Below are 26,255 nucleotides of genomic sequence, written 5' to 3'. Positions count from 1 at the left end.
ATACCTTTAGGAGATGTGGGTGATGACGAAGAAGGTGGCGGTTGCAAAACTTGACAGAGGCGGCGAGCATTTTGAAATCCTAGTAGACCCAGATGCCGCGCTAGAGCTAAAGTTGGGGAAGTCCCTGGGGATAGATAAAATACTTGTCCACGAGGAGATATACAAAGACGCAAAAAAAGGTCTTCGCGCGTCGGAGCAGTCTTTGAAAAAAGTTTTTGGCACTACCGATATAAGAAAAATCGCTGAGATTATCATAAAGGAAGGTGAAATACCTCTTACGGCGGAGCAGAGGAGGAAACTTATTGAAGATAAGAAGAGACAGATTATCGAGTGGATTTCACGCAATTGTATTGATGTTAGGACGAGGACTCCTGTGCCTCCTCAGAGAGTTGAAAACGCTATAGAACAAGCCAGAGTGTCTATAGATCCTTTCAAACCAGCTGAGGAGCAAGTACAGGAGATTTTAAAAGAGATCCAGAGGATTATCCCTATTAAGATAGCTACTGCACGTATTTCTCTTTCCGTTTCGTCTACTTATGCCCAAAGAGTAAAGGGTTTGGTTGTAAAAATGGCGAAGATAGTAAACGAGAGATATAGACCAGATGGATCATGGGAAGCTGTATTGGAGTTGCCGGCAGGTCTACAAGATGCGTTAATTTCTAAAGTCAATGATATTACTCATGGTGATGCCGATATTAGAATACTAGAAATTGTGTACTAATGCATCTCGTAGTTCCCCGCCAGTTAGTATTTCCGGGCGATGTTGTAGCCACTGCAGAGAGTAGAGTAGAAGGGCCGGTGTACTTAGACAACGGCAAATATAGAAGCCTTGTTGTAGGTCTTGTGGAATTTAGAGAGGATGTTGTGGTCATAGTTCCATTAGAGGGCACATATAGGCCTAAAAAAGGAGATTTAGTCGTGGGGTATGTCACAGATGTGTTAGCTACAGGTTGGGAGGTCGATGTGAGGTCATTTATGCCGGCATATCTCCCTGTTAGCGAGGCGTTGCATAAACATGTCGACTTAGAGACCACGCCGCTCACAACTTTTCTCAATATCGGAGATGTAATAGTAGCAAAAGTTAAGGATGTGGATTTAACAGATGAATACCCTATCATACTTACCTTGAAAGAGGAGAAAGTGGGAAAGGTAGAGCGTGGAACGGTTATAGAGATATCCCCTGTGAAAGTTCCCCGTGTAATTGGGAAAAAAGGAAGCATGTTAAACACATTAATGGAGTTGGGTTGTGACATCATCGTAGGTCAAAACGGCAGGATTTGGATTAGGTGTAGAGATGTAAAAGACGAGGTATTTCTAGCCAGCCTAGTTAAGAAGATAGAGGCCGAGAGCCATGTGATGGGGCTCACAGATAGAATAAAAACAGAGATAGAGAAGTGGAAGACGGGCAAGACCTAGAGTCCGAAAACTATAAGTAATTTTAATAATAAGGCGTCTTATGAAGAAACCTCCTGTGCCATTGTTTCAAAACGGTGTAAGAGCTGATGGAAGAGCTCCTGACCAAATGAGGGAGGTAAACATTACAGTTGGTATTGTCAGTAACGCGGATGGTTCTGCTATGGTCTCCTACGGCGCAACTACTGCTGTGGCCGCCGTATACGGGCCTAGAGAAATGCATCCACGACATCTTTCTTTACCAGATAGAGGAGTGATGCGTGTTAGATATCACATGGCGCCGTTTAGTACAAAAGATGAACGTAAGAGCCCAACACCCACTAGACGAGAGATTGAGATTAGTAAAATCTTGAGAGAAGCCTTGGAACCCGCGGTCGTATTAGAGCAATACCCTAGGTCTAGGATAGATGTCTTTATCGAAATTCTTCAAGCAGACGGCTCTACACGAGTTGCCTCGCTTACTGCCGCGTCGCTAGCTCTTGCAGATGCTGGTGTGTATATGAGAGATCTCGTAATAGGAGTGTCTGTGGGGCTTGTAGATGGCGCGGTAGTACTCGATTTAAATGGTCTCGAGGATCAGTATGGCGAGGGGGACCTCCCCGTGGGCTATATGCCGAACTTAAAGAGGTTCACCCTACTCCAATTAGATGGAGCTTGGACAAGAGACAAGTTTCTAGAGGCTCTTAACCTTGCTATTAAAGGTGCCGAGTTTGTATATCAAAAAGCTCGTGACGCGCTAAAGAGCAAATATATGACAATAGCTGAGGATATCTACGGGAGGTAATTATGGCGTCTATTTCACCATATGGAAAACGCTTTATCTCCTATCTAAGAAAAGAACAGATTAGGAAACTGTTAGCGACTAAATATAGAATAGATGGGAGAGAACCCGAGAGAATTAGAAATATCGAAATTAAGACTAGTGTTATTAAAACAGCAGATGGCTCTGCCGAAGTAAAACTTGGAAAAACACATGTTGTAGCTGGCGTCAAAGTGAGTCTTGGACAACCGTTTCCAGACGCACCAGATGAGGGTGTGTTAGTAGTAAATGCAGAAGTTTTGCCTCATGCATCGCCTTATACTGAGGTGGGCCCCCCTGATGAGTTTGCAATAGAGCTTGCCAGAGTAATTGACCGCGGTATTAGACATTGTGGCTATGTAGATTTCAAGAAATTGGTCGTAGAGGGAGGTAAAGCGTATGTTCTCTGGGTTGACCTTTATGTTATTAACGACGATGGAAATTTAATAGATGCGGCAAATCTTGCCGCCGTTGCTGCATTAAAAGATACTCAACTACCTGTAGTCGTGAAAGACGAACAAGGTGTAAAACTAGATCGCAATAATAAAACGCCTTTACCTATTGAGGTAAGTAAGGCCCCTATTGCGGTCTCAGTTGGTAAAATAGGAGGGGTCCTGTTTCTAGACCCAACTTTTGAAGAGGAGTTAAGCTTAGATGGGCGGATTACATTTACAATATCGGAGGATCGTATAGTGGCTGTTCAGAAGACAATAGGGACGTTTACTTCGCAAGAACTAGAGATGGCGTTAGAGTTAGCTTGGAAAGGCAAAGAGCAACTTATTACAGCAGCGAGAGGGGTCTTAGGGGTGTAGACTATAAAAGTTTTTTAAAGTATCTTATCTACAGACTTTATGCCCTTTAGTCATACAAAGATTGTAGGCCCTGCGGGGAGATATGGCGCTAGATATGGCATGGGACTTAGACGTAAGATCACCGCAATAGAGATAAAGCAAAGAGGTAAACACAGATGTCCTAGCTGCAGATCGTTAGTAAGACTCAAGAGACTTGCCTTTGGAATTTGGCAATGTCCTAAATGCGGATTTACTTTTGCTGGTGGAGCGTGGGTTCCTCAGACAGTAATGGGCAAGACGTTAACACCAGAGGAGTTGAAAGAAGTAGAGATTCAGAAAGCACGCTGGAGGGAGACCGGCAAATAGGTTAAGGCAATTGTGGTGTGTCGTGTTGTCATAACAACATCGCGTAACCCCTCTAAAAAAACGCGTGAAATAGTCAACGACTTAGTCTACTCACTGCCTGGCTCTGAGAAGATCGTCAGAGGTAAAAAGTCTCTCTTTGCTATTTTAGAGGAGGCTGTAGCTTGTGGAGCACGTTACATAATGTTTATATGGGATAGAAGAGGTATGCCATCGGCTTTATTATTTTACGACATAACAATTAGAAATTGGAAGCCTTATATACTTAAAATATCAGGAGTAAAAACTAGAGAAGATTTTCCAGTTTTTATTGCTAGAAGACCCCGTGCAAAAACTGCGGCAATTGTGGATTTAACGAAGGGAGAACTCGGCGATATTTTCGTCGAAATTTTTCAATACCCCCTGCTTTATGACCTCGATATTGTCAGAGGGCGTTTTGACACTATAATTTTAGTTAGACACGGTGACGGTTACATAGTTGAGTTTCTAGGCGAAGATCTAGGCCCACGGGCCCCTCTTTTTAGAATAAATAAAATCATATATAGGTATGTACATGTATAAATTAGAAATAGATATAAATAATGATATATTTATTCTGAAAATTTTTGAAATACTAGAAAAAGAAGTTCGCTTCCCCAGAGGCTGTCTTTATGTAAAAGACGGAAAAATCGTAGCGGAGGCAGCAGACGCTTCTAGTCTGAGATCGTTAGTACATACAATCTTCCGTGCCATGTATATAGCCGAGTCTGTCGCCGTTTTTAGATAATGTTTATATAGTAGGTGCAGTCTTAAAGCTGATGGCACAAATACCCCCATCTCTACAAGACTTAGTTAACAGGTTTAACCAAGTGCAAGCCCAGTTACAAAACGTTCTTCTAAGAAAACAACAATATGAGGCTGAGCTTAGAGAGATCGAAAAAGCGCTTACAGAGATCGAGAAGCTTCCGCAAGATGCCAAGATATACAAAAGCGTAGGTAACTTCCTCATCCCCCAAAATAGAGATGCCGCTTTACAAGAGCTTAGGGAGAGAAAAGAGTTGTTAGAGTTGCATACTAAGACTTTGGCTAGGCAAGAGTCTTTGTTGAGAGAACAGATAGAAAAACTGAGAGAGGAGATAAACAAAGAGCTAAGCAGATTAAAAGGGAGTGTGGAAACGGCGAAGGGCGGGGGATAAGTAAATGGATGAAGTCGAGTTTATATCTTCAGAGGTTGTTAGGTATATAGAGAAGAAATTGGGGAGGGCCGTAAAACAAGTAGTTGTCTCAGTTTCTTTCTCGGAGAATGGCGTAGAAGTTGATGTAGATATAGACGCAAGTGTGTTGGTTGATGAAACGTATTTACAAAGAGTTGCCGACGAAGCGGCAGAGCTCGGCGTCTGTATTGCAGACCTTATAAGGGAAAAGGGGTGGCCTATAGAACACAGGGAGGTTGCAAAATGTTGGAGAGATTAAAGGAGTTATTAAATGACGCAGAAAAGGTAGCCATTGTAACCCATAAGAGGGCAGACGCCGATGCCCTAGCTTGTGCCAGAGTGTTAGAGCTTGTGCTTACAAAACTTGGTGTGAAAGTTGTTGCTATAGTATGTCCAGAGGGCTCGCCGCTAGGAGACTGTATGGAGGAGCCGCCTCGCGATGTAGACGTGTACATCTTAGCCGACGTAGCCTCACTAAGCCAAGTGCCCCCGCTTGATAAGAGAATTATCAGAGTGGACCACCACTATCTTGGCGATGATATTCCAGGGATTTTAATAGACAGGCCTAGTTGTACCGAAATTGCCTTGGAATTGGCAAAGGAGGCAGGCGTAGAGATAACTCCTGATATTGCCAAGCTGGCCATATTGGGCATCTATACAGATACTGGAAAGTTAAAGAGGGCAGATGCCAAAACTTTACAAATATTGTCATATCTACTTGAAAAAACAGGGGGCACACTCTATGACATTATAGGTGGGAGTGAGGAGAACGTGGGCGAGAGGCACCGTATTATAGCATTATTAAAAGGCATGCAACGTCTAGAGATATATGAATCGTCTATTGGCATTATTTGTATATCGCATGTCGGAGCTTATGAGGCAGATCTAGCATCGCTTTTAATTTCTGTCGGCTGTGACATCGCCCTTGTGGCTTCGCTAAAGGACGACGGAGTCCATATCATTATGAGATCTAATAAGTTTGATGTAGCAAGTCTAGCAAGGTCTGTGGGAACTGGAGGGGGACATAGGGGGGCGGCTGTCGCGGTTATAAGCCAGAGAGTTAAAAAAAGCGAGTTGCCGAAGATTCTAAGGAGCGTCATTAGGTTGATAGATAGAGACGCAAAACCTCTCTAGTCTATTAGATCGATCTTCCTTGCCCTGAATCCGCAAGATATGCATGCATATATTCTCTCAACAACTCTTCTACGGTACTTCCTAGAGAAATATCTCTCTTCTCTGTAGAGGTAGAGGAGATCTTTGCCGCATTGTGGACATATGTATTCGCTTTTAACCCCGGGGGAGAGTTTATGAGGTTTTTCCACAAAGGCGCGGCCTAGGGCATCTTCAAGCCCTGTTTCAAGTTCAACGGAACTGACGCCGAGAAGTTTTACGTTAAACTGAAGACCGTACCAACGGTTTGCTCTCTCTATGAGCGAATTCAAGAAGTCTATTAATATATAAGGTCTGTAAGATACTATTATTAACACGTCTAGGTTATCCAAACCCAAAACCCTTTTGGCATCCTCTATGTCGTCAATATTTGGAAAATCGTCACGGGGGCACCAAAAGCCTAACTGAAGAGATCCGACGGGGGCTATGACGAGCTCCGAGTTTTTTCTACTTCCGCTTATACCACGCTCTCTAAGATAGTCAAGAATAACGTCGCATTCCACAATTGCTAAAATGTGAATGTATAAAAATACAAATAAAGGTTGTATCCTCTAGGGCGGGGAGTAGGGGTTTTTCTCAGTTGCATTTCTTACTTCAAAGTCGGCGAAGAGACTGGGTAATGACATGCTTAATACGTTGTCACAATGCTCAACCCCGTCAAGAAACAATACCCAAGACCCCATAGCAAAAACTTTGTATAAGGAGTTGCATAGATGAACATGAAATATGATTTATCTACATGTCGTGAAGATATTAAAATCTTCACTGTGTGCTTAGAATATGCGCTGTCCTATGTATCGATCGACAGCCGACGGCCTTCGGTGTATTTTAATGCCGCCTGAAGAATGGCGTATTAGAAAAACGCAACTAGAAAGATATTGCAACAACGGAGGTAACGGATGTCCAATTTATGCTCAGTATCTAGCTAAAAAAACGATGTAAGCTCTGAGTTCTATAGCTTTTAAAACACTTTCATTTGCGTAACTATGATCTGCGCATCTATCGCTGAGTGTATAGAATCTATAAAACCTAAACAGATCTTAGCGGTATCTTCGCCATTGGGAGGTCTTGGAGTGTTGTCACTTGCTCAACAAGTAAAACTAGCCGTGGTGACGTCAGGACCTGTGTTTAACAAAGTGGCGGTTTTAGAAGCTATAGACAACTTTGGTGCTGAGGTGAGATACGCGCCAAGATTATACACATCGTTGTATAAATTCGTGGGCGGGAGGGAGTGTTGGATTGCCGGCCCCCCTCTTGTGAGATCTGTCATTGTTGGGACATCTACTTCAATAGCTGTGTACGCCTGTACAAAAGCTGAATGGTTAGAGAAACTTTTTACAACTGGCAAGCCGATAGAATTAGTGAGTTCAAAAGTTTTAGGAGGCGGCAGAGACGGACGTTATTTCGACATATTAACAAAACTTAGAGCCCTTAGGGTGGAGGGAGACGATGAAGAAGATATAGCAGACAAAATCCTGAGAAGTAATATATTTGACGTAGACGATCCAGATACAGTTTCCCAATTAATGTGGCGTCTCGTGTCACAGTTTAAAAACCGCTCGACAATAGTTTTTAAAGACCCTGTTGTTGATCTTGGCTTAACAATACCTATGGTGTATTATGCTGTAAAAGTTTTGGCTTCTGGGCAAGACTGTCCCCAGGGGAGATGTATCAAAACGACGGTCAAACTTCTTGAGAGAGCGCTAAAACTTGTGCCTCCGGCTAAAATACACGATGCTTGGCGTAATGCGCTTAGCGAGCCGCAAATGAGGAGAAAAATAGAAGAGAGCCCGTATATACCGGCGACTTTTATACTCACAGGCAGAGTTGAGGTAAAATATGACGCTACGCGTTCTGCTAGAATTTATATGTTTAGTAAGCCTAGTTAACGAGACTTACAACCGAGAGTCTCGCCCCTTAAGGCGGGGTTCTAATATAATCTCGTGGCAGAGAAGAGGATATCTAAATACGGATATGCCCTGCTTGTCGAAGGGGCTCTGTCTTTGGGGGAGCTGTAGTCGTCGGCCCATGCCCGTGTCGGAGACATGTGCTGTTAGTGAAGGCGTGGGCGAGAAGAAATCCCGCCATTTAGTACTGAGGCGGATAGCCAAAATATCCGCTCGTCAATCTTGACGAAAGATAATAGCTGAAATACTCACAGCAAACTTCACCCCAAGGGTAGGGAGGGCAGTTATCTGCTGACCTCTCTCCATGTTAGACCCAATGAATCGGCATATCTATAGGCCTCCTCCATTTCTCTTTCTGAAACTCTTCTTCTAATCTCCCTATATTTATCCAGCTTAGATACGAGGTATTCTGGCCTGTATTGATCCATTATGTTTACAAGGGCGTGGCGGCAGTTTTCTGCCAGCCACTTTAATACTGGTTTTGTACAACAATCAAGATGGCCTGGGAGGACTAGATGTCTAACTATTATATCCTCCCGCCGCCTACATATAACAGAAAAGTTTTTAGTAATCACTTCCCAATATCTAGGAGCTACCGAATAGCGCATAGCACACATGTTATTACCGTATTTAAAGTCGGGAAGCCATATGTCAATTACGTGGAGAACAAGAGAAAGACCCTCCGGTGTCATATACATGTTTGAATTCCAGAGCTGAGGTACATTGACTCCTTTGGTTGCCAGAATCTTCATAGATTCCAGAATATACGGTATGTTAGGAGTAGGCTCTCCGCCAACCCAATTTATATTTTTGGCTCCCTCCTCTCTTAGCCTTACTTGTATAGCAGCTAAGGCTTCTGCTGTAACTTCCACTCCGGCTTCTGGATATTGTGAGATATCCCAGTTTTGGCAATATACACAACGGAAGTTGCACCCTGTGAAGAAGATTGTGCCCGAAGGCACCAATGGGGCTTCTTCGCCCAGGTGGAGAAAGAAGCTTGCAACCCGGGGTTTGTAATCTAGAAGACAAGCGCCTTTCTTTGTGGTTCTATCTATACCGCATCTTCTCTCACAGAGCATACAATGCTTTAGCTGTCTTTTAGCAAGTTCTATTTTTACGTCAAGAAACGATGCGGGCGGTAGTGTCTTTTTTATAAGAGATGGGTCCGGCCGCTCTCTCTGGCGACTTAACTCCTCATCAAAAACACGCCCTAATTCATTGTGGAGTTTCCAAAGCTCTTCTTCATTCATCTCGGTATAATCCTGTGGAGCCTCAAGCCTGGCTGCTATATGATATTTAGCAGGCGCCTTATTACGCATTACCGAAGAGTACCACGCAAGCCTTTCCCTTATAACAGCGCTTTCCCATATGGAAATTGCGTCAGGTCTATAAAAGGTCCAATACATATCTCAACTCTGTATGCACATTTAAATTATTAAACTCGTGACTTTGTGATTCTGATTGCGAAAGGTGCGGAAGCCGAAATATACCTTGTCGATTGGTTCGGAATAAAGGCGGTGTTAAAATGGAGAAAGCCCAAGGCGTATAGAGATCATACACTTGACTATCTCATAAGGAGGAGAAGAACAATTAACGAAGTTCGCAATATGTACATAGCCCACGTAATAGGCGTAAGGGTTCCTGCGGTATACTTTTTTGATCCTGAGAAAACAACTATACTAATGGAATATGTAGAAGGCGAGAGCCTTCGCGATTTACTAAGCAGAGGCGAGCATAAGTACCTGAAAGATGTAGGCATATATATCGGCAAGATGCATAAAGCTGGGTTGATACACGGCGATCTTGCGCCCACAAATATAATTCTTTCAAAGGGAGAGCTTTACTTCATAGACTTTGGCCTGGGCGAGACGAGGAGGGGGTGGACTCGTAAAACAGCCATATTGATGGCGAGAGACATAAATGTATTATTAAGGACGTTAGAGCTCTACGGTGCAAAATCTGAGGAATTTAAATCACTCTTTTGGAGTGGATATAGAGAGGAGATGGGTGTTAGGTCAAGCGTTGTGGAAAGTGAGGTAAGCAGAATAAGAGCATCTGGCCGCTATGTTGAAAGGTAGAGCGGGCCCGGTGGGATTTGAACCCACGACCTACGGCTTAGGAGGCACGACGGACCTAGCTGGGTCCTCCGCCGCTCTATCCTGACTGAGCTACGGGCCCCGCTTTCCTTAACCGGCTGTGTTTTAAAATTTTTCAGACGACGTTTACTCACGTTAACGCCTATCTATCGTCTATATATTTTATACGATGTCTATAGTCGTGCTTTACACACTTGATATAAAAATAAGACGTATACTAAGAGGCTTAGCTGCGGAGTTCGCATACTTAGCCATAATTGGATCCTCGGTTATTCCTCCGCGTAGTTTATTAAGACGCCGCCTTATAAAAGTAATACCACCGGAGTTGTTTTCGTATCTCGTTGTAAGAATTGCCGGCGACAATCTGAACGTTTTTACAAACTCTATTTTAGGCATCAGATTAGGTGGGATCCCTAAATGTGACTTGTTGACAGAGGTACTGCCAGAACTTTATCAACTATGTTTAGCTTTAAAAAAGAACGGTCATGAGCCAATATATAAAGTGGCTAGAGACGTTATTATTCCTCTTGCTGTAGTCGCCTCGGTTGCCGGTTATGAAGAAGGCGATATACTATTAACCAGTTATAGAGCTGTCTCAGTTAGAAGAGATGGGGATATATTTACAGTAATGCGGTACTTTAAGAAGTGGTATATCATCGCTAGATTTTAAATAAAGTCGATATACCTTTTAGTGTTTAAGAAAAACGATTGGACGCTGTTAATAGAGGAAGACAGAAATTACAAAATCGTGGCAAAAGTCGGTAGCGGCTTACTCCAAACTATTAGAGGATATATCGACACAGATACGCTAATAGGTGTGCCATATGGTACAGTAGTAACATCTACATTAGGAGCGAAGTTTAGGGCTATTCCTGCGACTATATTTGACATAATTGAACATAGATTCCGTATTAAAGCCCAGGCAATATATCCAAAAGACGCTATATACATTGTAAAAGCTACAGCCATAGGTCCGGGATCTAGAGTAGTAGAAGCTGGAACAGGTTCCGGCTTTTTAACCGCCGTATTGGCTTGGTATGTGAGACCCTGGGGGATTGTCTATAGTTTTGAAAAAAGATTCGATCACATAAGAGTCGCTATAAAAAATATAAAGAGTGTGGGACTTGATCTATATGTTGATTTACAATTAAGAGACGTTGTTAAAAGCGGCTTTGGCTCTATGAAAGTAGACGCCGTAATATTAGACATGGGGGATCCTTGGAACGTTATTGAAAAAGCCGTAGAAGTCCTAAAGTCAGGGGGTACGTTGGCCGTCTTCTCTACGACTATTGAGCACATGTCAAAAACCGTTGAGATGCTTAAGACATATAACTTCTACAACATTTCTATTGAAGAGGTACTTCTACGTCGTTGGAAATCTGTTGTAGGTGAGCTAAGGCCTGAGACTTTTGATGTTGTCCACACCGGGTGGATTATTACAGCTAGAAAAGCTTAACGCCTTCGAAGAAGTGTGACTTCTTGGTTTCGATATAGTGATAGATACTTCGGGTTAAATCTTTTTATTAGCTCTCTGTAAGAAGCGCTATGGAACTTTTAAGAGAGGCTAAACCATATACAAAGGATAAACTTAAAACAAATTTAATAGAATGGTTCCATTGGCTTTTAAGAGAAGCGGAGCTGTATGATGTAAGATATCCGGTTAAGGGGGCTTACGTATGGCGTCCTTATGGTATGAAATTAAGGCGTAACGTGGAGAACTTGATAAGGCGTATTCACGATGAAACAGGACACGAAGAAGTGCTATTTCCTGTTTTTATACCCTATGAGTTTTTCAGCAAAGAGTCGCAACACATAAGAGGATTTGAAAAGGAGGTTTTTTGGGTTTCAAAAGGCGGCGAAGGTGGCGAGAGATTAATCCTGAGGCCCACCTCAGAAACTGCAATTATGCCTATGGTGAAGCTATGGATACAAGACTATAAAGATCTACCTCTCCGGTTGTATCAAATAGTTAGTGTATTTAGAGCGGAAACAAAAATGACACACCCCATGATTCGCCTAAGGGAGATTAGCATGTTTAAAGAGGCTCATACTGTACACGCAACTAGAGAAGATGCCGAGAGACAGATTCGGGAGGCTGTGGAGATCTATAAGAGGATTTTTGACGAAATGTGTCTAGCATATATGATAAATAAGAGACCCAACTGGGATAAATTTGCTGGTGCTGAATATACAATAGCATTTGACACTATTCTGCCTGATGGTAGAACTTTGCAAATAGGCACTGTACATTACCTTGGCGTAAACTTTACCAAAGTTTTCGAAGTTACGTATCTAGATATAGATGGCACGAGAAAGCTTGCCCACACAACCTCCTACGGTATTTCAGAGAGAAGTATTGCCGCTATGCTTATAACACATGGCGACGATGGAGGTACTACATTGCCTCCAAAATTGGCGCCTATACAAGTAGTTATAGTGCCTATATTCTACGGAGAAGAAGAGATGCCAACGGTTATGAAATTTGTAGACGAAGTATACAGGATGTTGAGAGACGTAGGTATCCGTATACATATTGACGATAGACGAGATAAAACACCTGGATGGAAGTTTTACTACTGGGAGTTAAAAGGTGTGCCTTTACGCATAGAGGTCGGTAGGCGGGATATAGAAAAGAGACAAGTTGTTGTAACCAGGAGAGATACGCTAGAGAAATACGCCGTATCGCTTGGAGAGCTGGTAGATGCGGTCAAACAACTTATGAGCGTCGTAGAAGACAATTTACGAAAGAGGGCTTGGGAAGATCTAAGAAATAGATTAGTTAAAGTGGAGAAAGTCGAAGATGCAAAAAACGCCATTAGAGAGGGCAAGGTTGTAGAAGTCCCCTGGAGTGGTGACGATGAGTGTGGAGTTAAGTTGCAAGAGCTCGTAGGTGCGGATGCGCTCGGCATTCCTATGGATACAGACCCCTCAATAGGCGGTTTTGATATGCGTGACCTAGCATGTAAAGAAAAACGTGCCGAGTTTTGGCTTAGACTTTCGGAGCGGTACTAGGCCTAACCTAAGCTTACCAACGTCGTCCATACCCCAACAGACAGCATGGACTCAGGAAGTATTTCGTAGATCAAGCCAAGGTGTTCTGGCGCGATGTGGTGTTCTACAGGGCGGTTCCGTTAAACGCCCAACTGGGAGTGGAAAACGAAAGAGACATGGGCAGAGCGGTCTTTGTCGACCTAAAGAGCGGCGTCCTCAAAGTGCGGAGGTTGCAGAGCACATTTGCCGTCTGTCTCAGGAGAAAGACCGTCGAGTGGATAAGGGAGAGACTAGAAGAGGGCGCCAAATTGAAGTTGGCGTTCTTGGGCGTAGAGAGGCGGAGGGGCAAGAGGGGGTCGACTTACGGAAGGTTGTATGTAGCGCTTGTATTCGCCCGCGAAGCGATGCCGGTGGAGCCCAAGGCAATTGTCGCCGTTGACGTGAACCGTCTCGACCACGGCGTTACGGCGGGACTCATCGTGGACGGCAGAATCGTCAAACGGCTGAGACTTCCAGATGCGTCAATAGCCAAGGAGTTAAGGAGACTCCACAAGGAGATAAGCCGACTCGAGAGACAGACCGCCGAAGAGAATTAGTACGCTTGCGATGACCGCTTTACTGGCGGCAAAGATTGACGTCATTGTCAAGATGCGTGCCGAGTATCGTCGCCGCGGCCCTACCGCTTAAATCAAGCACTACCACGGCCATGAAGACGTTGGCAACGACGGCGAGTCAAGGCGCGTCGGCGAAGAGCGGGTTTACCCAAAATCCGCAGACAGAGCGACGGCGGTCTTGCCAAATCCCGTGCCGATGGCCACGTATACCGTCGGTCGGTTCATGGCCTTATAGACTCAGAAGACAAAGTGTGAAAGAGACGTGTTGAAAAGTGCTTGAGAGTCTGAATTGTCACGTAGATCATGCCGACGTAGAAAATATAACCTAACATTAAGGGTAGCTAAACGTCAGGTTATGGCAGAAAAATGGGGTTGGTTCATCGCGTAAGCTAATTTATGGGGACGGCTACGCTTAATTGTAGTCAACACTAAAAACTTTTGGCTTGTCGCATGTACTCTTCACTAACAGAAATTCACCCTCTCCATATACGCTTCACATGTACGTCTACAGAACGCTAAAGGTGGAGATACCATGGCGTCTCATCAAGGAGGGATCAAACGTCCTAGACCTTGCAATGTATATGTGTCTAGAGGGTTGGGTACTGCAAAGGGGGTAATAGGCAAAAATTTAAAAATTACTTAAGTAAAGGCGCTGTGCCTAAAAAGAGGAAAAATAGAGGTCGTAAAAAGGGCGATAAGGGACGGGAGCCATATGTATATTGTGATAACTGTGGGAAAATTATGCCGAGATCTAAAGCCGTTAGATTAACAGTTCCTTACTCCCCTGTGCCGCCAGACTTAGCCAGAGAATTGGAAAAACAGGGCGCGATAATCCCACGTTATCTAGTTACCAAGACTTACTGCATTAACTGCGCAGTGTTCTTTGGTATAATCAAGGTAAGACCTCGAGAGGAGAGAAAGAAAAAAGTGCCATTACAACAGGTCATTTGAGTTTTTTAATAAAGAGCGACGTAGCTTGTCCTTGGTCCGTAGATCTTCATAATCTTGTTAAGAATAGATTTGACGTACTTATAGACTTTCTCGTAGAGTCTCTACGTGGCGGTGCACGCGAGGTATATATTATGTTATGTGAAGGAACGACATATCGCGTCGCGTCTTACCCCTCCGACCGTACGCATGCGGTGGCCAGCTGGCTCCTCTCGTTACCAAGTTTTAAAAGCGATCTAAAGACTATAGTTGGGCGGTTTAGACACGTCTATTATTTACATGAAAGGGGAATAGATGTGTCTGAAATTGCTCTTACGTCAGACGGGCTTTATATCTTTGGCGATCACGATGGTCTCTCGCAAGAGGATGAAGAGATATTATCAAAACACGCTGTATGGATATCGCTGGGGCCCGTCCCATATATGTCTTGGCAAGCCGCAGCATATGTGGCATATTTAATTTCTCAACTTCAAAAATAACAAGATTCATTTTGCTGTGGTTTCCGAAAAACTAAGAAGGTTCATAAACTTAGACAGAATAGGTAGGTTTATACCGCTTGACCCAAATATGTTAACTATAGCTTCTGCGCTAGTTGCATGGGGTGGTGTGCTGCTTGTGTTGCTTTTTAACTGCCCGCCTTGGCTTTTTATATTGGTATCAGGGCTCTTAGATGGCCTAGATGGAGCAGTAGCTAGAAGTAGAGGCACTGTGACAAAAAAAGGCGCATTCTTAGATTCATTTCTAGATAGGTACTCAGATGCGGCATATCTTTTGTATTTTATACCGTACCTAGATCCTCTGATGCTATACATTGGCCTAGTTGGCACATTTGCAATTAGCTATGCCAGATGTAGAGGTGAAGCGCTTGGCGTAGAGGTTAGGGGGGTTGGCTTTATGGAACGTGGAGAGCGTATAGCTTACCTCTTTTTAACAGCGCTCTTTATTGAGGTTGCTCATTATTATACGAAATACCTGCTCTATGTATATGTGTCGTTGGTCAATATTGCAGCGTTATACCGTGGTTTAACCGTTTTTAGAAAGTTTAAATAACCTAGAGGGGAGAGAGACAATGAGTGTCGTTGCAAAGATTTCGAAAAACTCTGTAGTAAGCAAAGAGGTGGTGAATAAAGATGTAACAGAGGCGGTGAAGGAGATAGCTGTGGAGTTATTAAAGTCTTGGAATCCTACGAGCTCCGATTTCATAATTCTAAGGGATTTCTACTCAGTATCATATCCAGCGCCATTAGCTAAAGAGCTTTTGGAGAAGGTTAGGAAGTATTCGCCTAAAAGGATAGAGGATAGAGTTGAAGTGACGTTGCCAATATATGAAATTTTTTACGAGGCCAGATGGGCTGGAGAGAGTCTTCAAGTTGATAATGCCACGGTGGTGTTTCCATATATTGACGATGTTACAACAGAGGAAGTTTTAAAAGGCGTCTTAACAGGCTTATCTGGCGTTGAAGAGGAGGAGCTAGAGTAAACGTGTTGCGCCTCTTAGCTCTTCGATAGAGACTCCCATAGCCTCTAGAATTTGTTCGAGAGAAGTGCTTATGTACTCTAGGTACTTCTTTTCATCTATCTCATCTATCCGTGCAAGTTGTATAGGTTTAACGCCGACAGAATCCTTAGTCTTGATTAGAATTATAGCGTCGCCTTTGCCTATCTGTATTCCGTACTTTAATAGTTGCTCAGCGGCTTTTACATGCTGAGGCCTATTCTTAGTGTATTCAGATAAGTTTTTGCTTAATACCATCTTTATACCTAGCTTATCTAGTGTTATTCTCTTCTCCCTAATTTTTGTTTCGGCTTCTTTCACCATTGCTATAATTATATCTCTCACTTTAATTATATCATCTACACTATTTATATTTTTCAAGTTATTTATAATGTCTTCAACAAGCTCTTTTACAAAAGGTGGAGCGTTACGCTTTTTAGCAACAATGCCTTTGACTATAACGCTTCCATCATTTGTTATGCCAAGGTAGTTTTTCTTTCTGCCGCTAAACATAACAAACTTGTATACTTTGTCAAGCTCGATATCTATGCCGATTTCTTCTGCATGTTTTATCAACTCTTTAATCTTATCTTCAGTAACATTCCATAGAAATAGCGAGTCTGTATCACCATAGACCGGGATTAGCCCTAGCTCTATTGCCTTAAGAACCGTACTTGTCATTATATACCTCGCTAACGCTGTTGTTAATTCAGCGACTGGCGGACAATATAGCGGAAACGTCTCAGCGCCAAAGACGCCGTATGATGCGTTTATGAAAACCTTCATTGCGCTTTGAACTACATCATATAACTGTCTCTCGATAGGAGAAGATGCGGTTTTCGCAAGTTTCTTATATACATGGACTCTGAGATCTCTCAAGATTCCAACTAGCGTGCTTGTAAGCCCTGGCCTATCGCGACATACTGTATGAGGAAGTTCTGGGATTGGTTTTTCGGCATCTTGGCGACAGTTTACAGTTTCGTAAGATAAGTTCCATTTGCTTATGATAGATGGATATAGAGAGGCGAAGTCTAAGACGTAGACGTTGAAAAATATGCCTAGGGGCGGGTCTAAGACTACAGCTCCTGCATATTTCTTTCCCTTAATAATCGCCTTGGTGTGAACAGCCCCCTTCTCCTTTAAGATATCCTCCTTATTGGGGATAAGCCATCCCCTTTTTCTGTGTTCATAATAGAGCATATTCCGAATCCAAGCAGATACTTGAGATCTTGTTATATCCTCTATAGGCATTTTAGCGATTCTGGATAATAACATTATCAGCTTCATGACCATTTCGCTGTTGTATAGAGTGAAATAGAGAGTGATTAAAGCGTCTCTGTAGTTATACTCTGCAAGTTCCCAGTACCCCATTCTAGACACGTTTTTCTGTCTTTCCACCTTGCCCACGCCGAGTATTGCATAAGCTATTCCATCAAGCCCTCTCTCGCCTCTATAGACGCCGCCAAATGCATAAGCCTCTATAGCCTTTATTGCAAAGAATTTATACATGTCTATATGAACGCCGGGAGCCACGCTGACGTAATCTCTTTTCACAGTTATGGGTATTTCTTCTCTTGGTATGCCGAGTGCAATAGCTCTATTATACAGATATGGTAAATCGAAGTTGTCGCCGTTGAATGTTATTACGATTGGATATTGTACTATGGTCTTAAATACTTCTCTAATCAGCTCATACTCGCTGTCGAAAAATAGTATCTCGTAATCAGGTCTATATTTGAGCTCAGCCTCAATTTCAGGTCTTTTCAGCATTAGTACACGTTTAAGCCCGTCGCTTCCTACTAATGCCACAGAAATAATCTCATACTCAGCCTCCTTTGGATCTGGGATCTTATTTTCTTGAGGTGTGTAAACTTCTACGTCTATTGCTACTCTCCTTATGTGTGGTACAGGCGCTTGGAAAAGTGGTATCCACTCTTCTGCAACTTTTGCATGTTCTGGCTTGAAAACGCTACTCAGTGTTTGTCTTACCTCAGGCGGAATTACAATCTCTACGGGAGTTAATCCGTTGCCGTTTGTCTGATACCACATTCCTGGTATGACGTTTCTATCAAAGAGATAGCTATGGTGGTACTTTATTCTAGATTCCCATGTTTCTCCTAGGATATCTCTTAGCGAATTTTTGCCGCCGCCGATAGAGAGCGGGTCTTTGGCGTATACTTTAGTTACCAAGATTTTTTTATCATATAGAGCATTATATTTCTCCTCTACGTCAAGGTGACTGAAGCCCGGATGACGTAAAACTTCGGGAAATTTCTCAGCTATCTCTTCTGGTGTCTTGTTAGTTATAAGATAGGGTTTATGTCCCGTTTTATCATACCAGTAATATACAACATCGCCTATTGGATCGTAAAACTTCACTAGTGCCTTACCCTCAGATCCATCATATACAACGGCTAAAACGATGGAGGGCGGCACTGTATTAGAGACGACGCCCTTTACCCTCCCCTCTTCTATTGCCTCGCCTTCATATTCCTTAGTTTCCTCTTCTTCGAGTTCTACCTCCTCCTCGAACTCTAACACATAGCTATATCCAGACGAGGAATAAAAATTAACAACAGTATTACATCGGGGGAGATTCAACAGCCCCCGTCCATGATTGCGAGACCTACGGTTGTAATGATGTTAAGAACAAGATATGTGCCAACATTCTGATAAGGCTGAATGCCACGGCTTCAAATTTTTGCGTCAGAATTTAACCTAAGTCGCTGTTTTTACTTCTACGAAAACTTATAAACTATACCTTATTGAAGTTACGTGGTAATTTATGTTTCTCCACATAAGACGGATAATAGGACGTCTGTTGCTACAGATTTAAAGCGGATTATAATCACAGAGATTATAAATGAGGCTATACACGGTGTGACGATACTCGACGAGCGAGGTGTACCGCTTATACACCACTTGCCTAATACTCTTACTGCAAAAACATTACGGCAAGTGTCAAACCTCATTGAGATAATAAGTATAATAAAGCAGAATCATGACGAAAATTTAGGTGAACTTAATTATGTCACCATAAAGTACGCCAATTATAAAGTTGGAATATTCGAACTTCCTAATAAGAAAGGTTGGTTAATTGTGTTTGTTAACCCTCTTTGGCACATAGAGAATTTATTACCAAAAATACGTCAATTTGCCCATAGAATTAGCCAAAGCATTACTTCTTAGCTCTAGTCCTCCTCCATGGTGCACAGCCCCTGAAGGGTCTTGACCCCGGGCAAGAGAGTCTGGATTGTCTGGGCTTAGCGACAGCCCCTGCGATAACCAGACCCCAGAGCTGGGGGTGTGACACGCGGGAAAGAGAGAGCTCTGGGAAAAAGCTAAATTACTGCCGCTGGTGTTATAAGAATGACCCAGGGGATAATTAAACTGGCCTTAGAGAAACAACACCGTCTTTATTGTTGACAAGATGTGCGATGAGACTTACCTAGAGCAGAGGCAGAGCGACGAAAGCGGAGATAGGAAAACATCTCTACGGTGGGTTAAGACAGTGGAGGAGGAGTTCGACGACGTTAACCCAGTGGTATAATCTTCCATATTCGGAAGAGAGACCGTTCATCACTGTCTGTCCAGGACGTAGAGTCAAGGTGAAAGAAGAGGATTAACTAAAGGCAAAACAAAAACACTCCATTTTTCCATCTCAAATCTTAGTATCTAGCTTTTAAACTCAAAAGTTCTCTATGTCCCTTTAGCTCTACCCAATCTTTGATGGGCTGAAGCCAATTCGTTTCGTGTAAGAGCCAGAAGCAGATTTAGCTCCCCGGCTAACACCGCTGAGGCTACAATTTCCGCAAATTTTAGAGCGTTGGTGCCAGGCGGGTTCCCTGGGCCTGCCACCCCTAACAGTTCTAAAGCCTCTCGTTGCGTAGGTAGCCCTGTTCCACCACCTACGGTGCCGACTTCTAGACTGGGCAGAAATACAGATATGTATAAGCCCTCTTCTCTAGGTTCAGTCGTCGTTATGCCCATGCTAGACTCAACAACTTGTGCTACGTCTTGCCCTGTTGCGATAAATATTGCTGCTATAATGTTGGCGAAATGTGCATTAAAACCGTATGAATGCGCTAATGCTGAGCCTATGAGATTTTTCTCGACGTTTACGTTGTGAACATCTTCAGGAGAGACTCCAAATTTTTCCAATACATCTCTCTTTATCAACGCCTCTGCTATTACAGTTTTACCTCTACCTAATATAAAGTTCACAGCATTGGCTTTTTTATCAACGCACATATTTCCGCTAAGTGCCACAAGTTTTGCTTCAGGGAACTTCTCACTTATATATTTCGCAATAGCGTCTGTGGCTATAGTAACCATATTCATACCCATGGCGTCCCCCGTAGAGAAGACGAATCTTAGCCACACGTAATTCCCAACTATAAAGGGTTGTACTTCTTTTAATTTCCCATGTTTAGTCGTAGACTCTGCTACCTTTTTCAATTCGTCAAAATGTTGATATACCCACTCTACAAATTTTATGGCTTCTATAACTGACTGTAGTTTAAACAAAGGCGCCCTGGTCATGCCATCTTTTAAGACTTTTACCCTAGTACCACCAGACTCTGTAATTATTTTTGCCCCTCTGTTTACCGAGGCGACAAGCGCCCCCTCAGTAGTTGCGAGCGGGATGTAAAAATAGCCGTTTGCATAATCGCCTTTTATCAATAAGGGGCCTGCGACGCCAACTGGTATCTGCACAGCCCCTATGACGTTTTCTATATTTTTTCCGACAACAGTGTTTAGATCTATCGTCGTCTTGCCTATATTTTCCAACTTTACACCTGTTACTCTCTCTAAAAACTGGCGTCTTGCCTCGGCTGCTTTATTGGCGTCGCCGTATATTTTTTCAAACTCGTGTAACTTAACTTCCATTAAAAACATTTTAATAAGTTGGCTTTATAACTCTTCGATGAGAGACGTATACATTGTAGGAGGGGCCTTATATCCCGCGGGGAGACATTATGGTAAAAATATTGATGACATGGCTGCAGAAGTTTTAGACAAAGCATTAGCAGAAGCAAAGACAGATATTGAAGCCGTTTTTATAGCATCATCAACTGCCGAGCTTGCAAACAAACAGCAGATCTTGGGCGCGTATGTACTGGAGTCTCTCGGTCTTGATAAAATACCCGTATTTAGAATAGAAGACGGCGATGGATCTGGAGGGGCTGCCATAGCTTTGGCGCATCATGTCTTGAAATCAGAGGAGTACAACTGTGTCGCTGTTGTGGGTGTCGATAAGCCAAACGACGTATTAAGTAACCAACAGCAAGATATCTACGCTACAACTCTTGATACCTATTTTGAGAGATACTTCGGTATTACCCCGTTGGCATATGCGGCATTAATGGCAAAGGTATACTTGAGAAAGTATGAATACAGGTATGAAGAGTTGGCACAGTGGGCGGTGTTAATGCATAAACATGGTGCAAACAACCCCTACGCATATCTTAGAAGGCAGATAAAAATTGAAGACGCCATTAATAGCGAGCTTGTCAGTGAGCCATTGCGCCTATATGATATTGGCCCCCTCGCAGACGGTGCTGCAGCTGCCGTATTGTGTAACAACAAAAAAGACGGTCCACGCATACTATCGGCATCTGTTTCTACAAACGCCATACCATTTAACCTAAGGCAAGATTATGACACCCTCTATAGCGCACAAGAGGCAGCGAAAAAAGCGCTTGAAAAAGCAAAAGTCACTCCCAGAGATATAGCGACGGCGGAGGTACACGACTCTTTCTCTATATTTGGTATACTTGCACTAGAGAGTCTCGGTTTTGTAAAAAGAGGTGGCGCGTTAGCGGCTATAAGAGAAGGCGATTTACCTATTAATCTCAGCGGCGGCCTTAAATCCAGAGGTAACATACTCGGCGCCACTGGGGTTTACCAATTAGTGGAGGTTGCTTGGCAACTTATAGGCAGAGAATTCAAACGTGTAGATGGAGATTATGGGTTGGTGCACAATATGGGGGGTGTTGATAGAGTGTCGACAGTTGTCGTTGTTGGAGTATGACAAGATATAAAAAGAGAGTGATAATGTGTTAATATGAAACACGAGTCAGTGCCAATATACTGGAGAAATATCCCTCATTACTATCGTCTTGTAGCTAAGAGATGTAAAAAATGTGGCGCAGTTTACTTTCCGCCAGTTATAAAATGCCGATGTGGTTCTAAGGAGTTGGAAGACTTTGAACTTCCGCATGAGGGAAAACTCGTGGAGTTTACAGTATTGTATCAGGTTGGCACAGATTTTCTCAAACAAAAGCCCTTAGTAATAGGGCTTGTCGAACTTTCTAATGGCGTTAAGGTAGTAGGCCAGATAGTAGATGTTCAGCCGGAAAAGCTCACGCAAGGAGCGAAAGTAGAAGCTGTATTTCGTAGGGTTATGGTAGATGGAAAATATGGGCTTGTCATGTATGGTTATAAGTTTAGGCCAGTTGATGGGGTATGAGCCGCGTTGGTATAGTAAGTTGGGGCGCGTATATACCAAAATACCGGATTAGGACAGAGGAGGTGGCTAAAATCTGGGGTGATGACCCTCTACGAATTGTAGATCTGTATCTTGTTGATGAAAAGAGTGTAGAGGGAATAGACGAAGATGCTGTAACCATAGCGGTTGAGGCTGCTAAGAGAGCTTTGAAGAGGGCGAGGATAGACCCAAAGCGTATAGGGGCGATTTATGTCGGTACGGAATCTAAGCCATATGCCGTAAAGCCAATATCTTCTATACTAGTAGACGCGTTGGGGCTTAGCAATAACGTGTTTGCTGTCGATATGGAATTTGCATGTAAGGCAGGTAGCGAGGGCCTAATGGCAGCTGTGGGGCTTGTAGAATCTGGTAGAATTGAATATGGTATGACGGTAGGTGCGGATACGTCGCAAGGAGAGCCCGGCGAGCATTTAGAATACTCTGCCAGCAGTGGAGGGGTTGCATTAATTGTGGGGAGAGATGGTATAGTCGCAGAGCTGGAGGCTGTGTATTCGTTTGTATCGGATACGCCCGACTTTTGGAGAAGAGAGGGATCACCATATCCTATGCACGGAGAGGGTTTTACAGGGGAGCCTGCATATTTTCGTCACATTATAGGAGCTACTAGAGGTCTCATGGAAAAATATGGGTATAAGCCCTCTGACTTTACATATGCGGTATTTCATCAACCAAATGGCAGATTTCCAGTTCGTGTAGCATCGATGTTAAACATTCCTATAGAGAAGGTAAAGCCAGGAATTGTAGTTACACACATAGGCAATACGTATAACGCCTCGGCATTAATGGGGTTCGCCAAGATCCTTGACATGGCCAAACCCGGAGACAAAATATTACTTGTGCCGTTTGGAAGCGGTGCTGGGTCTAATGCATATGTATTTACTGTCACAGATACAATTCTAGAAAGACAAAAAACGGACGTGCCTACTGTGGAGCAGATGTTGCGTGACAAGATATACATAGACTATGCGCAGTATCTAAAAATGCGTAAAATGATAAAATTATTTGAGTAACACGCTACTTAAACCATCGTGAAAAAATAGCGTATATTACTTTTTACATGCCGAGAAGACAAACAGATAAGATCTTTGAGAGGAAGGAACAGGTTATAGAATATCTCAAAATGTACGGTGAACTTACCACCAGTAGACTTATTCAGTTAACAGGGCTTAGTCACTCTCAAGTGTTTTACATACTAAAGTTGTTAGAGAAAGAAAATGTGGTGAAGGAGATTAAGAGGGGTAAAATAGCATATTGGAGACTTGTTGAAGCTAAAGAGGCTTAGGCTTTTAAAACGACGTCATATGTAAATTTAGTGCTCTCAGAGTTGTATAAAGCCGGAAAAATCAAACAAGAGACACTTGGAGTTCTTGCAAAGACTATAATATGCATAAAGATCGGGTGTCTACCCTCGGGGCCTGAGGTTATCTTTGGCAATGTAGTTCTACAACTTGCTGAGTCTTTATCTACATCAAAGTCCAAACAAGCTCAGCCTAAGGCTCTTAAACAGGAGAGGACTCTACAACAACCTAAGTTGGAGAACCTTAAATCCTCTAGAGTCCAAGTACAATTAGAGAGTGACAAGTCTAAGTCTGTAGAGTCTAAGGAACCTAAGAGTGAAACTAAGGTAGAGCTTGTAAAAGAGGAGCGCATAAGTCTAGATAAACTCACTACATTACTGGCAGAAGAGGCAAAAATAGATAAGGCAAAGGCAGACAGTGTAATAAACACTTTGTTTAACTACTTATCCGTATATCCTAGCGTAGGCGTATTAAGACTAATAGAAGATATTGCAAGAATGACAAAGGTAGAAGGCAGAGTAGTTAGAGCCGCGTTAGAAATCTTAAGATCTGCAGATTTGATAGACTTAAAGGAGGAGGGGGTAGTGAATTTGAAGAGACAAATTAGACGTGGAGAATTGCCACTCTAGCTCCTCCTAGGTATATATATCTCAGTTCGATGGCCTTTAGAGACCAAGACTAAGTCCCCTCTTTCGCTTAAGTTTCTTAATACTTTAAACGCCACCGACATTTTAATACCATATTTAGAAGCTATTTCATATGGCGTGATAACTCTCATATTCTGAATATCCTTGGCAATAGTTTGAAACAGCTTTTCGTCAAGTATTTGTATTGTCCTTTTGGTTTGTGTCTCCTCTTTTTTAGTCTCTTTCTTTGACTTTTGAACTTGTTGCTCTTTTTCTTTTTCAGCCTTTTTGGCAAGTTGGCTCAATGTGGGCTTTTTCTTTCCGCCCATAAGCTAAAACAAGTATCCCTATAAAAAACCTTTGCAATATAAATTCTCGCGGCTTCTGTAGCCGGGATTTTCCTGAGAACTATACTGTTTTAAACCAAGCATATTTAAATAGAGGTTTATAAATTGTCATATGGAGTCTGGCGGACCAACTTATCGTATCGAGAATATCGTGGCAACGGTAAATCTAGGTGTGGAATTAGACTTGGAGAAACTCGCCGAAAGACTTGCAATGGCAGAATATAACCCAGATCAATTTCCTGGCTTAATCCTCAGGTTAACAAAACCTAGGATTTCTGCGTTGATCTTCCGCACGGGCAAAATGGTTTGCACAGGCGCAAAAAACGAAGAGGATTTAAAAAACGCAGTTAGAGCATTAGTGAAGTTGCTCAGAGACCACGGCGCCGAGGTTCCGTTTGATCCTGAAGTTCAGGTACAGAATATTGTAGCTAGCGGTAATCTACATGCTGAAGTCGATTTGGAGCAGGCAGTATTGATGCTAGAGAATGCTATGTATGAGCCAGAGCAATTTCCTGGCCTTATATATAGGATGTCATCGCCTAGAGTTGTCATGTTAATATTTGGCTCTGGTAAAATTGTCTGTACAGGGGCTAAGTCAGAGAGAGATGTTGCTACGGCCGTTCAAAAACTTTACAACCAGCTGAAGGATCTAGGTGTACTATATATAGAGGAGGGTGGCGGAGAGGAAGAGGAAGAGTTGGAAGAGTTGTGATATTTTTATACAGTGAGAGAATCCTCGATGTAGACCTTGTACAGGTCGTGCCGACGTGCGAAGCCTACGATCACAGAGTGATTCCTCTTGTGTCAGAAGATCTACGCTGTCTTTATACTGCTATCCGCAAAGCAAGTCAAGGAGTTGTTTTAAAAACTAGAAGCAGACTCTGGCTATCTCTTGCACGCGAAATTAGGCTAGACTTGCCTATTTATATATGGGGTCTCTCTATAAGAAGGAGGAATATAATACCGATATATCATGCGGTTGAATATCGAGGACGTGGAATTTACTATGCGAGAAATAAGTCTGAGCTTGAAGTACTTGTTGGGAAAGCTATAGATGGCGTGCTACTAGATGTCAGAGGATTTGACCCACTTCTTGTGGAACAGGTAGTCAAGGGAGGTATGGAATGTGAATGCGAAAGGTGTGACATCGTAGAGAGACTATTATGCAATGCATATAAAGAGATAGAGATACTATGAACACAAAGAGAAAGGGTTCTGCAAAGGAGAGAGAATTGGCAAACTACCTATGGGAACGTGGCTGTGCTGTATTACGCGGCTGTTCATCAGGAGGTGGCGTTAGAAAGAGGTATGTGCCAGATCTAGTAGTTATATGTCGGGGGACCGTCTTAGTATTTGAAGTTAAATATAGGTCTAAACATACGTCAATTAAGATAGAGACTGAAAAGCTAGAGCGCTTAATTGAATTTGCCAAGCGAGCCGGAGGCAAGGCTTTACTTTTAATTAAATATGGGAGGAACCCTTGGAAAGTTCTAGAGATTAGAGACAGGGTAGGGCGGGACGAGTACGAAAAAGCGATGGACTTAAGGACGTTTATAGAATCTCTCTTTACGGCCAAACTGGAGGATTTCATCATTAAGAGAGACAATGAGCGTTTATAGACAGGTTAGTCTTCGTTGGCTTGAAAAGTAACGAAAACTTCTTTCAACACTATTTATAAACTTCGCAATATGCA

At 42.8% G+C, this 26,255-nt stretch carries 36 protein-coding genes and 1 tRNA gene; 30 read left to right on the top strand and 7 right to left on the bottom strand.

The window, feature by feature from the left end; genetic code table 11:
* Positions 1–22: 22 nt before the first annotated feature.
* The 10 genes from PISL_RS04315 to PISL_RS04270 are packed head-to-tail and all read left to right on the top strand — an operon-like array spanning position 23 to position 5,693.
* Positions 23–721, top strand: a complete 699-nt coding sequence (locus PISL_RS04315; protein ID WP_011762590.1) for a ribosome assembly factor SBDS — start codon at positions 23–25, stop codon at positions 719–721.
* The gene (gene rrp4 / locus PISL_RS04310; RefSeq protein ID WP_011762589.1) at positions 721–1,416 is read left to right on the top strand and encodes an exosome complex RNA-binding protein Rrp4; all 696 of its coding nucleotides are present in this window, start codon (positions 721–723) and stop codon (positions 1,414–1,416) included. Before PISL_RS04315 ends, rrp4 begins: the two co-directional genes overlap by 1 nt.
* A gap of 40 nt (positions 1,417–1,456) precedes the next feature.
* Entirely contained in the window at positions 1,457–2,197 is a 741-nt protein-coding gene (gene rrp41, locus PISL_RS04305) for an exosome complex exonuclease Rrp41 (protein ID WP_011762588.1), read from the top strand.
* Positions 2,198–2,199: 2 nt separating this feature from the next.
* The gene (gene rrp42 / locus PISL_RS04300) at positions 2,200–3,024 is read left to right on the top strand and encodes an exosome complex protein Rrp42 (RefSeq protein WP_011762587.1); all 825 of its coding nucleotides are present in this window, start codon (positions 2,200–2,202) and stop codon (positions 3,022–3,024) included.
* A 39-nt stretch (positions 3,025–3,063) separates the two neighbouring features.
* Positions 3,064–3,369, top strand: coding sequence for a 50S ribosomal protein L37ae (locus PISL_RS04295; protein ID WP_011762586.1), 306 nt, complete (start codon positions 3,064–3,066; stop codon positions 3,367–3,369).
* Positions 3,370–3,381: 12 nt separating this feature from the next.
* Complete coding sequence (locus PISL_RS04290; RefSeq protein ID WP_011762585.1) at positions 3,382–3,927, top strand: rRNA maturation protein; 546 nt, start codon at positions 3,382–3,384, stop codon at positions 3,925–3,927.
* On the top strand, positions 3,920–4,132 hold the full coding sequence (locus tag PISL_RS04285) for a hypothetical protein (protein WP_053240541.1): 213 nt from the start codon (positions 3,920–3,922) through the stop codon (positions 4,130–4,132). Before PISL_RS04290 ends, PISL_RS04285 begins: the two co-directional genes overlap by 8 nt.
* A 31-nt stretch (positions 4,133–4,163) precedes the next feature.
* On the top strand, positions 4,164–4,541 hold the full coding sequence (locus PISL_RS04280; RefSeq protein WP_011762583.1) for a prefoldin subunit beta: 378 nt from the start codon (positions 4,164–4,166) through the stop codon (positions 4,539–4,541).
* A gap of 4 nt (positions 4,542–4,545) precedes the next feature.
* Complete coding sequence (locus PISL_RS04275; protein ID WP_011762582.1) at positions 4,546–4,818, top strand: hypothetical protein; 273 nt, start codon at positions 4,546–4,548, stop codon at positions 4,816–4,818.
* Complete coding sequence (locus PISL_RS04270; protein ID WP_011762581.1) at positions 4,803–5,693, top strand: DHH family phosphoesterase; 891 nt, start codon at positions 4,803–4,805, stop codon at positions 5,691–5,693. Before PISL_RS04275 ends, PISL_RS04270 begins: the two co-directional genes overlap by 16 nt.
* Here PISL_RS04270 and PISL_RS04265 read toward each other — a convergent pair.
* Together PISL_RS04265 and PISL_RS11525 are read right to left on the bottom strand one after the other, a co-directional pair.
* A complete protein-coding gene (locus PISL_RS04265; RefSeq protein ID WP_011762580.1) occupies positions 5,690–6,232 on the bottom strand; it encodes a hypothetical protein in 543 nt (180 codons plus the stop codon). The two genes, PISL_RS04270 and PISL_RS04265, sit on opposite strands and share 4 nt — an antisense overlap.
* 48 nt (positions 6,233–6,280) lie before the next feature.
* The gene (locus tag PISL_RS11525; protein ID WP_280531785.1) at positions 6,281–6,412 is read right to left on the bottom strand and encodes a hypothetical protein; all 132 of its coding nucleotides are present in this window, start codon (positions 6,410–6,412) and stop codon (positions 6,281–6,283) included.
* Positions 6,413–6,509: 97 nt separating this feature from the next.
* On the opposite strand from PISL_RS11525, the gene PISL_RS10670 reads away from it, so the two are divergent.
* Positions 6,510–6,671: a metal-binding protein gene (locus PISL_RS10670; protein WP_245218467.1), complete on the top strand. Its 162-nt coding sequence runs from the start codon at positions 6,510–6,512 to the stop codon at positions 6,669–6,671.
* A 44-nt stretch (positions 6,672–6,715) separates the two neighbouring features.
* Entirely contained in the window at positions 6,716–7,618 is a 903-nt protein-coding gene (locus tag PISL_RS04260; protein ID WP_011762579.1) for a hypothetical protein, read from the top strand.
* 302 nt (positions 7,619–7,920) lie between these two features.
* On the opposite strand, the gene PISL_RS04255 is transcribed toward PISL_RS04260, so the two are convergent.
* Positions 7,921–9,042 (bottom strand): radical SAM protein, encoded by a 1,122-nt coding sequence (locus PISL_RS04255; RefSeq protein WP_011762578.1) that lies wholly within the window; start codon positions 9,040–9,042, stop codon positions 7,921–7,923.
* A gap of 45 nt (positions 9,043–9,087) precedes the next feature.
* Here PISL_RS04255 and PISL_RS04250 point away from each other — a divergent pair, with 45 nt between their 5' ends.
* The gene (locus PISL_RS04250; RefSeq protein WP_011762577.1) at positions 9,088–9,714 is read left to right on the top strand and encodes a KEOPS complex kinase/ATPase Bud32; all 627 of its coding nucleotides are present in this window, start codon (positions 9,088–9,090) and stop codon (positions 9,712–9,714) included.
* A gap of 2 nt (positions 9,715–9,716) precedes the next feature.
* Here PISL_RS04250 and PISL_RS04245 read toward each other — a convergent pair.
* A tRNA-Arg gene (locus PISL_RS04245) sits at positions 9,717–9,814 on the bottom strand.
* 87 nt (positions 9,815–9,901) lie between these two features.
* Here PISL_RS04245 and PISL_RS04240 point away from each other — a divergent pair.
* The 8 genes from PISL_RS04240 (at position 9,902) to PISL_RS04205 (ending at position 15,765) form a co-directional block, all read left to right on the top strand.
* On the top strand, positions 9,902–10,402 hold the full coding sequence (locus PISL_RS04240; RefSeq protein WP_011762576.1) for a hypothetical protein: 501 nt from the start codon (positions 9,902–9,904) through the stop codon (positions 10,400–10,402).
* Between the two features lie 21 nt (positions 10,403–10,423).
* Positions 10,424–11,188, top strand: coding sequence for a tRNA (adenine-N1)-methyltransferase (locus PISL_RS04235; protein ID WP_011762575.1), 765 nt, complete (start codon positions 10,424–10,426; stop codon positions 11,186–11,188).
* An 89-nt stretch (positions 11,189–11,277) separates the two neighbouring features.
* Positions 11,278–12,744, top strand: a complete 1,467-nt coding sequence (proS, locus tag PISL_RS04230) for a proline--tRNA ligase (RefSeq protein WP_011762574.1) — start codon at positions 11,278–11,280, stop codon at positions 12,742–12,744.
* Positions 12,745–12,839: 95 nt separating this feature from the next.
* Positions 12,840–13,319, top strand: coding sequence for a hypothetical protein (locus PISL_RS04225; protein WP_342364424.1), 480 nt, complete (start codon positions 12,840–12,842; stop codon positions 13,317–13,319).
* A gap of 672 nt (positions 13,320–13,991) precedes the next feature.
* Positions 13,992–14,288, top strand: coding sequence for a 30S ribosomal protein S26e (locus PISL_RS04220; protein ID WP_011762572.1), 297 nt, complete (start codon positions 13,992–13,994; stop codon positions 14,286–14,288).
* Positions 14,285–14,764, top strand: a complete 480-nt coding sequence (locus PISL_RS04215; RefSeq protein WP_011762571.1) for a tRNA (pseudouridine-N1)-methyltransferase — start codon at positions 14,285–14,287, stop codon at positions 14,762–14,764. Before PISL_RS04220 ends, PISL_RS04215 begins: the two co-directional genes overlap by 4 nt.
* Before the next feature lie 16 nt (positions 14,765–14,780).
* Positions 14,781–15,335, top strand: a complete 555-nt coding sequence (pgsA, locus tag PISL_RS04210) for an archaetidylinositol phosphate synthase (protein ID WP_011762570.1) — start codon at positions 14,781–14,783, stop codon at positions 15,333–15,335.
* 19 nt (positions 15,336–15,354) lie between these two features.
* Complete coding sequence (locus tag PISL_RS04205; protein ID WP_011762569.1) at positions 15,355–15,765, top strand: DUF2286 domain-containing protein; 411 nt, start codon at positions 15,355–15,357, stop codon at positions 15,763–15,765.
* Here the strand turns inward: PISL_RS04205 and PISL_RS04200 are convergent.
* Positions 15,757–18,321 carry a DNA-directed DNA polymerase I gene (locus tag PISL_RS04200; protein ID WP_011762568.1) on the bottom strand — a complete coding sequence of 855 codons (2,565 nt, stop codon included), beginning with the start codon at positions 18,319–18,321 and terminating at the stop codon, positions 15,757–15,759. The genes PISL_RS04205 and PISL_RS04200 overlap by 9 nt on opposite strands.
* Before the next feature lie 234 nt (positions 18,322–18,555).
* On the opposite strand from PISL_RS04200, the gene PISL_RS04195 reads away from it, so the two are divergent.
* Entirely contained in the window at positions 18,556–18,969 is a 414-nt protein-coding gene (locus PISL_RS04195; RefSeq protein ID WP_011762567.1) for a hypothetical protein, read from the top strand.
* 510 nt (positions 18,970–19,479) lie between these two features.
* Here the strand turns inward: PISL_RS04195 and hmgA are convergent.
* On the bottom strand, positions 19,480–20,679 hold the full coding sequence (hmgA, locus tag PISL_RS04190; RefSeq protein ID WP_011762566.1) for a hydroxymethylglutaryl-CoA reductase (NADPH): 1,200 nt from the start codon (positions 20,677–20,679) through the stop codon (positions 19,480–19,482).
* Positions 20,680–20,707: 28 nt separating this feature from the next.
* Here hmgA and PISL_RS04185 point away from each other — a divergent pair, with 28 nt between their 5' ends.
* Genes PISL_RS04185 through PISL_RS04165 form a run of 5 tightly spaced genes read left to right on the top strand, consistent with a single transcriptional unit; the run spans position 20,708 to position 24,218 of the window.
* Positions 20,708–21,814 (top strand): thiolase C-terminal domain-containing protein, encoded by a 1,107-nt coding sequence (locus PISL_RS04185; protein ID WP_011762565.1) that lies wholly within the window; start codon positions 20,708–20,710, stop codon positions 21,812–21,814.
* Positions 21,815–21,847: 33 nt separating this feature from the next.
* Complete coding sequence (locus PISL_RS04180) at positions 21,848–22,252, top strand: Zn-ribbon domain-containing OB-fold protein (RefSeq protein WP_011762564.1); 405 nt, start codon at positions 21,848–21,850, stop codon at positions 22,250–22,252.
* A complete protein-coding gene (locus tag PISL_RS04175) occupies positions 22,249–23,301 on the top strand; it encodes a hydroxymethylglutaryl-CoA synthase (protein WP_011762563.1) in 1,053 nt (350 codons plus the stop codon). Before PISL_RS04180 ends, PISL_RS04175 begins: the two co-directional genes overlap by 4 nt.
* 47 nt (positions 23,302–23,348) lie before the next feature.
* Complete coding sequence (locus PISL_RS04170) at positions 23,349–23,573, top strand: FaeA/PapI family transcriptional regulator (protein WP_011762562.1); 225 nt, start codon at positions 23,349–23,351, stop codon at positions 23,571–23,573.
* Positions 23,574–23,603: 30 nt separating this feature from the next.
* Positions 23,604–24,218, top strand: coding sequence for a hypothetical protein (locus PISL_RS04165; protein WP_011762561.1), 615 nt, complete (start codon positions 23,604–23,606; stop codon positions 24,216–24,218).
* Here the strand turns inward: PISL_RS04165 and PISL_RS04160 are convergent.
* Positions 24,215–24,544, bottom strand: coding sequence for a 30S ribosomal protein S25e (locus tag PISL_RS04160; protein WP_011762560.1), 330 nt, complete (start codon positions 24,542–24,544; stop codon positions 24,215–24,217). The genes PISL_RS04165 and PISL_RS04160 overlap by 4 nt on opposite strands.
* Positions 24,545–24,674: 130 nt before the next feature.
* On the opposite strand from PISL_RS04160, the gene PISL_RS04155 reads away from it, so the two are divergent.
* Genes PISL_RS04155 through hjc form a run of 3 tightly spaced genes read left to right on the top strand, consistent with a single transcriptional unit; the run spans position 24,675 to position 26,181 of the window.
* Positions 24,675–25,274, top strand: a complete 600-nt coding sequence (locus PISL_RS04155; protein WP_011762559.1) for a TATA-box-binding protein — start codon at positions 24,675–24,677, stop codon at positions 25,272–25,274.
* Positions 25,271–25,759, top strand: a complete 489-nt coding sequence (locus PISL_RS04150; RefSeq protein WP_011762558.1) for a hypothetical protein — start codon at positions 25,271–25,273, stop codon at positions 25,757–25,759. The genes PISL_RS04155 and PISL_RS04150 overlap by 4 nt, the downstream gene beginning before the upstream one ends.
* Complete coding sequence (hjc, locus tag PISL_RS04145; protein WP_011762557.1) at positions 25,756–26,181, top strand: Holliday junction resolvase Hjc; 426 nt, start codon at positions 25,756–25,758, stop codon at positions 26,179–26,181. The genes PISL_RS04150 and hjc overlap by 4 nt, the downstream gene beginning before the upstream one ends.
* Positions 26,182–26,255 lie beyond the last annotated feature (74 nt).

The sequence above is a fragment of the Pyrobaculum islandicum DSM 4184 genome, assembly GCF_000015205.1.
GTDB lineage: Archaea > Thermoproteota > Thermoprotei > Thermoproteales > Thermoproteaceae > Pyrobaculum > Pyrobaculum islandicum.
The sequence above is the reverse complement of the archived record's forward strand: the minus strand, read 5'-3'. Positions and strand labels throughout refer to the sequence as shown.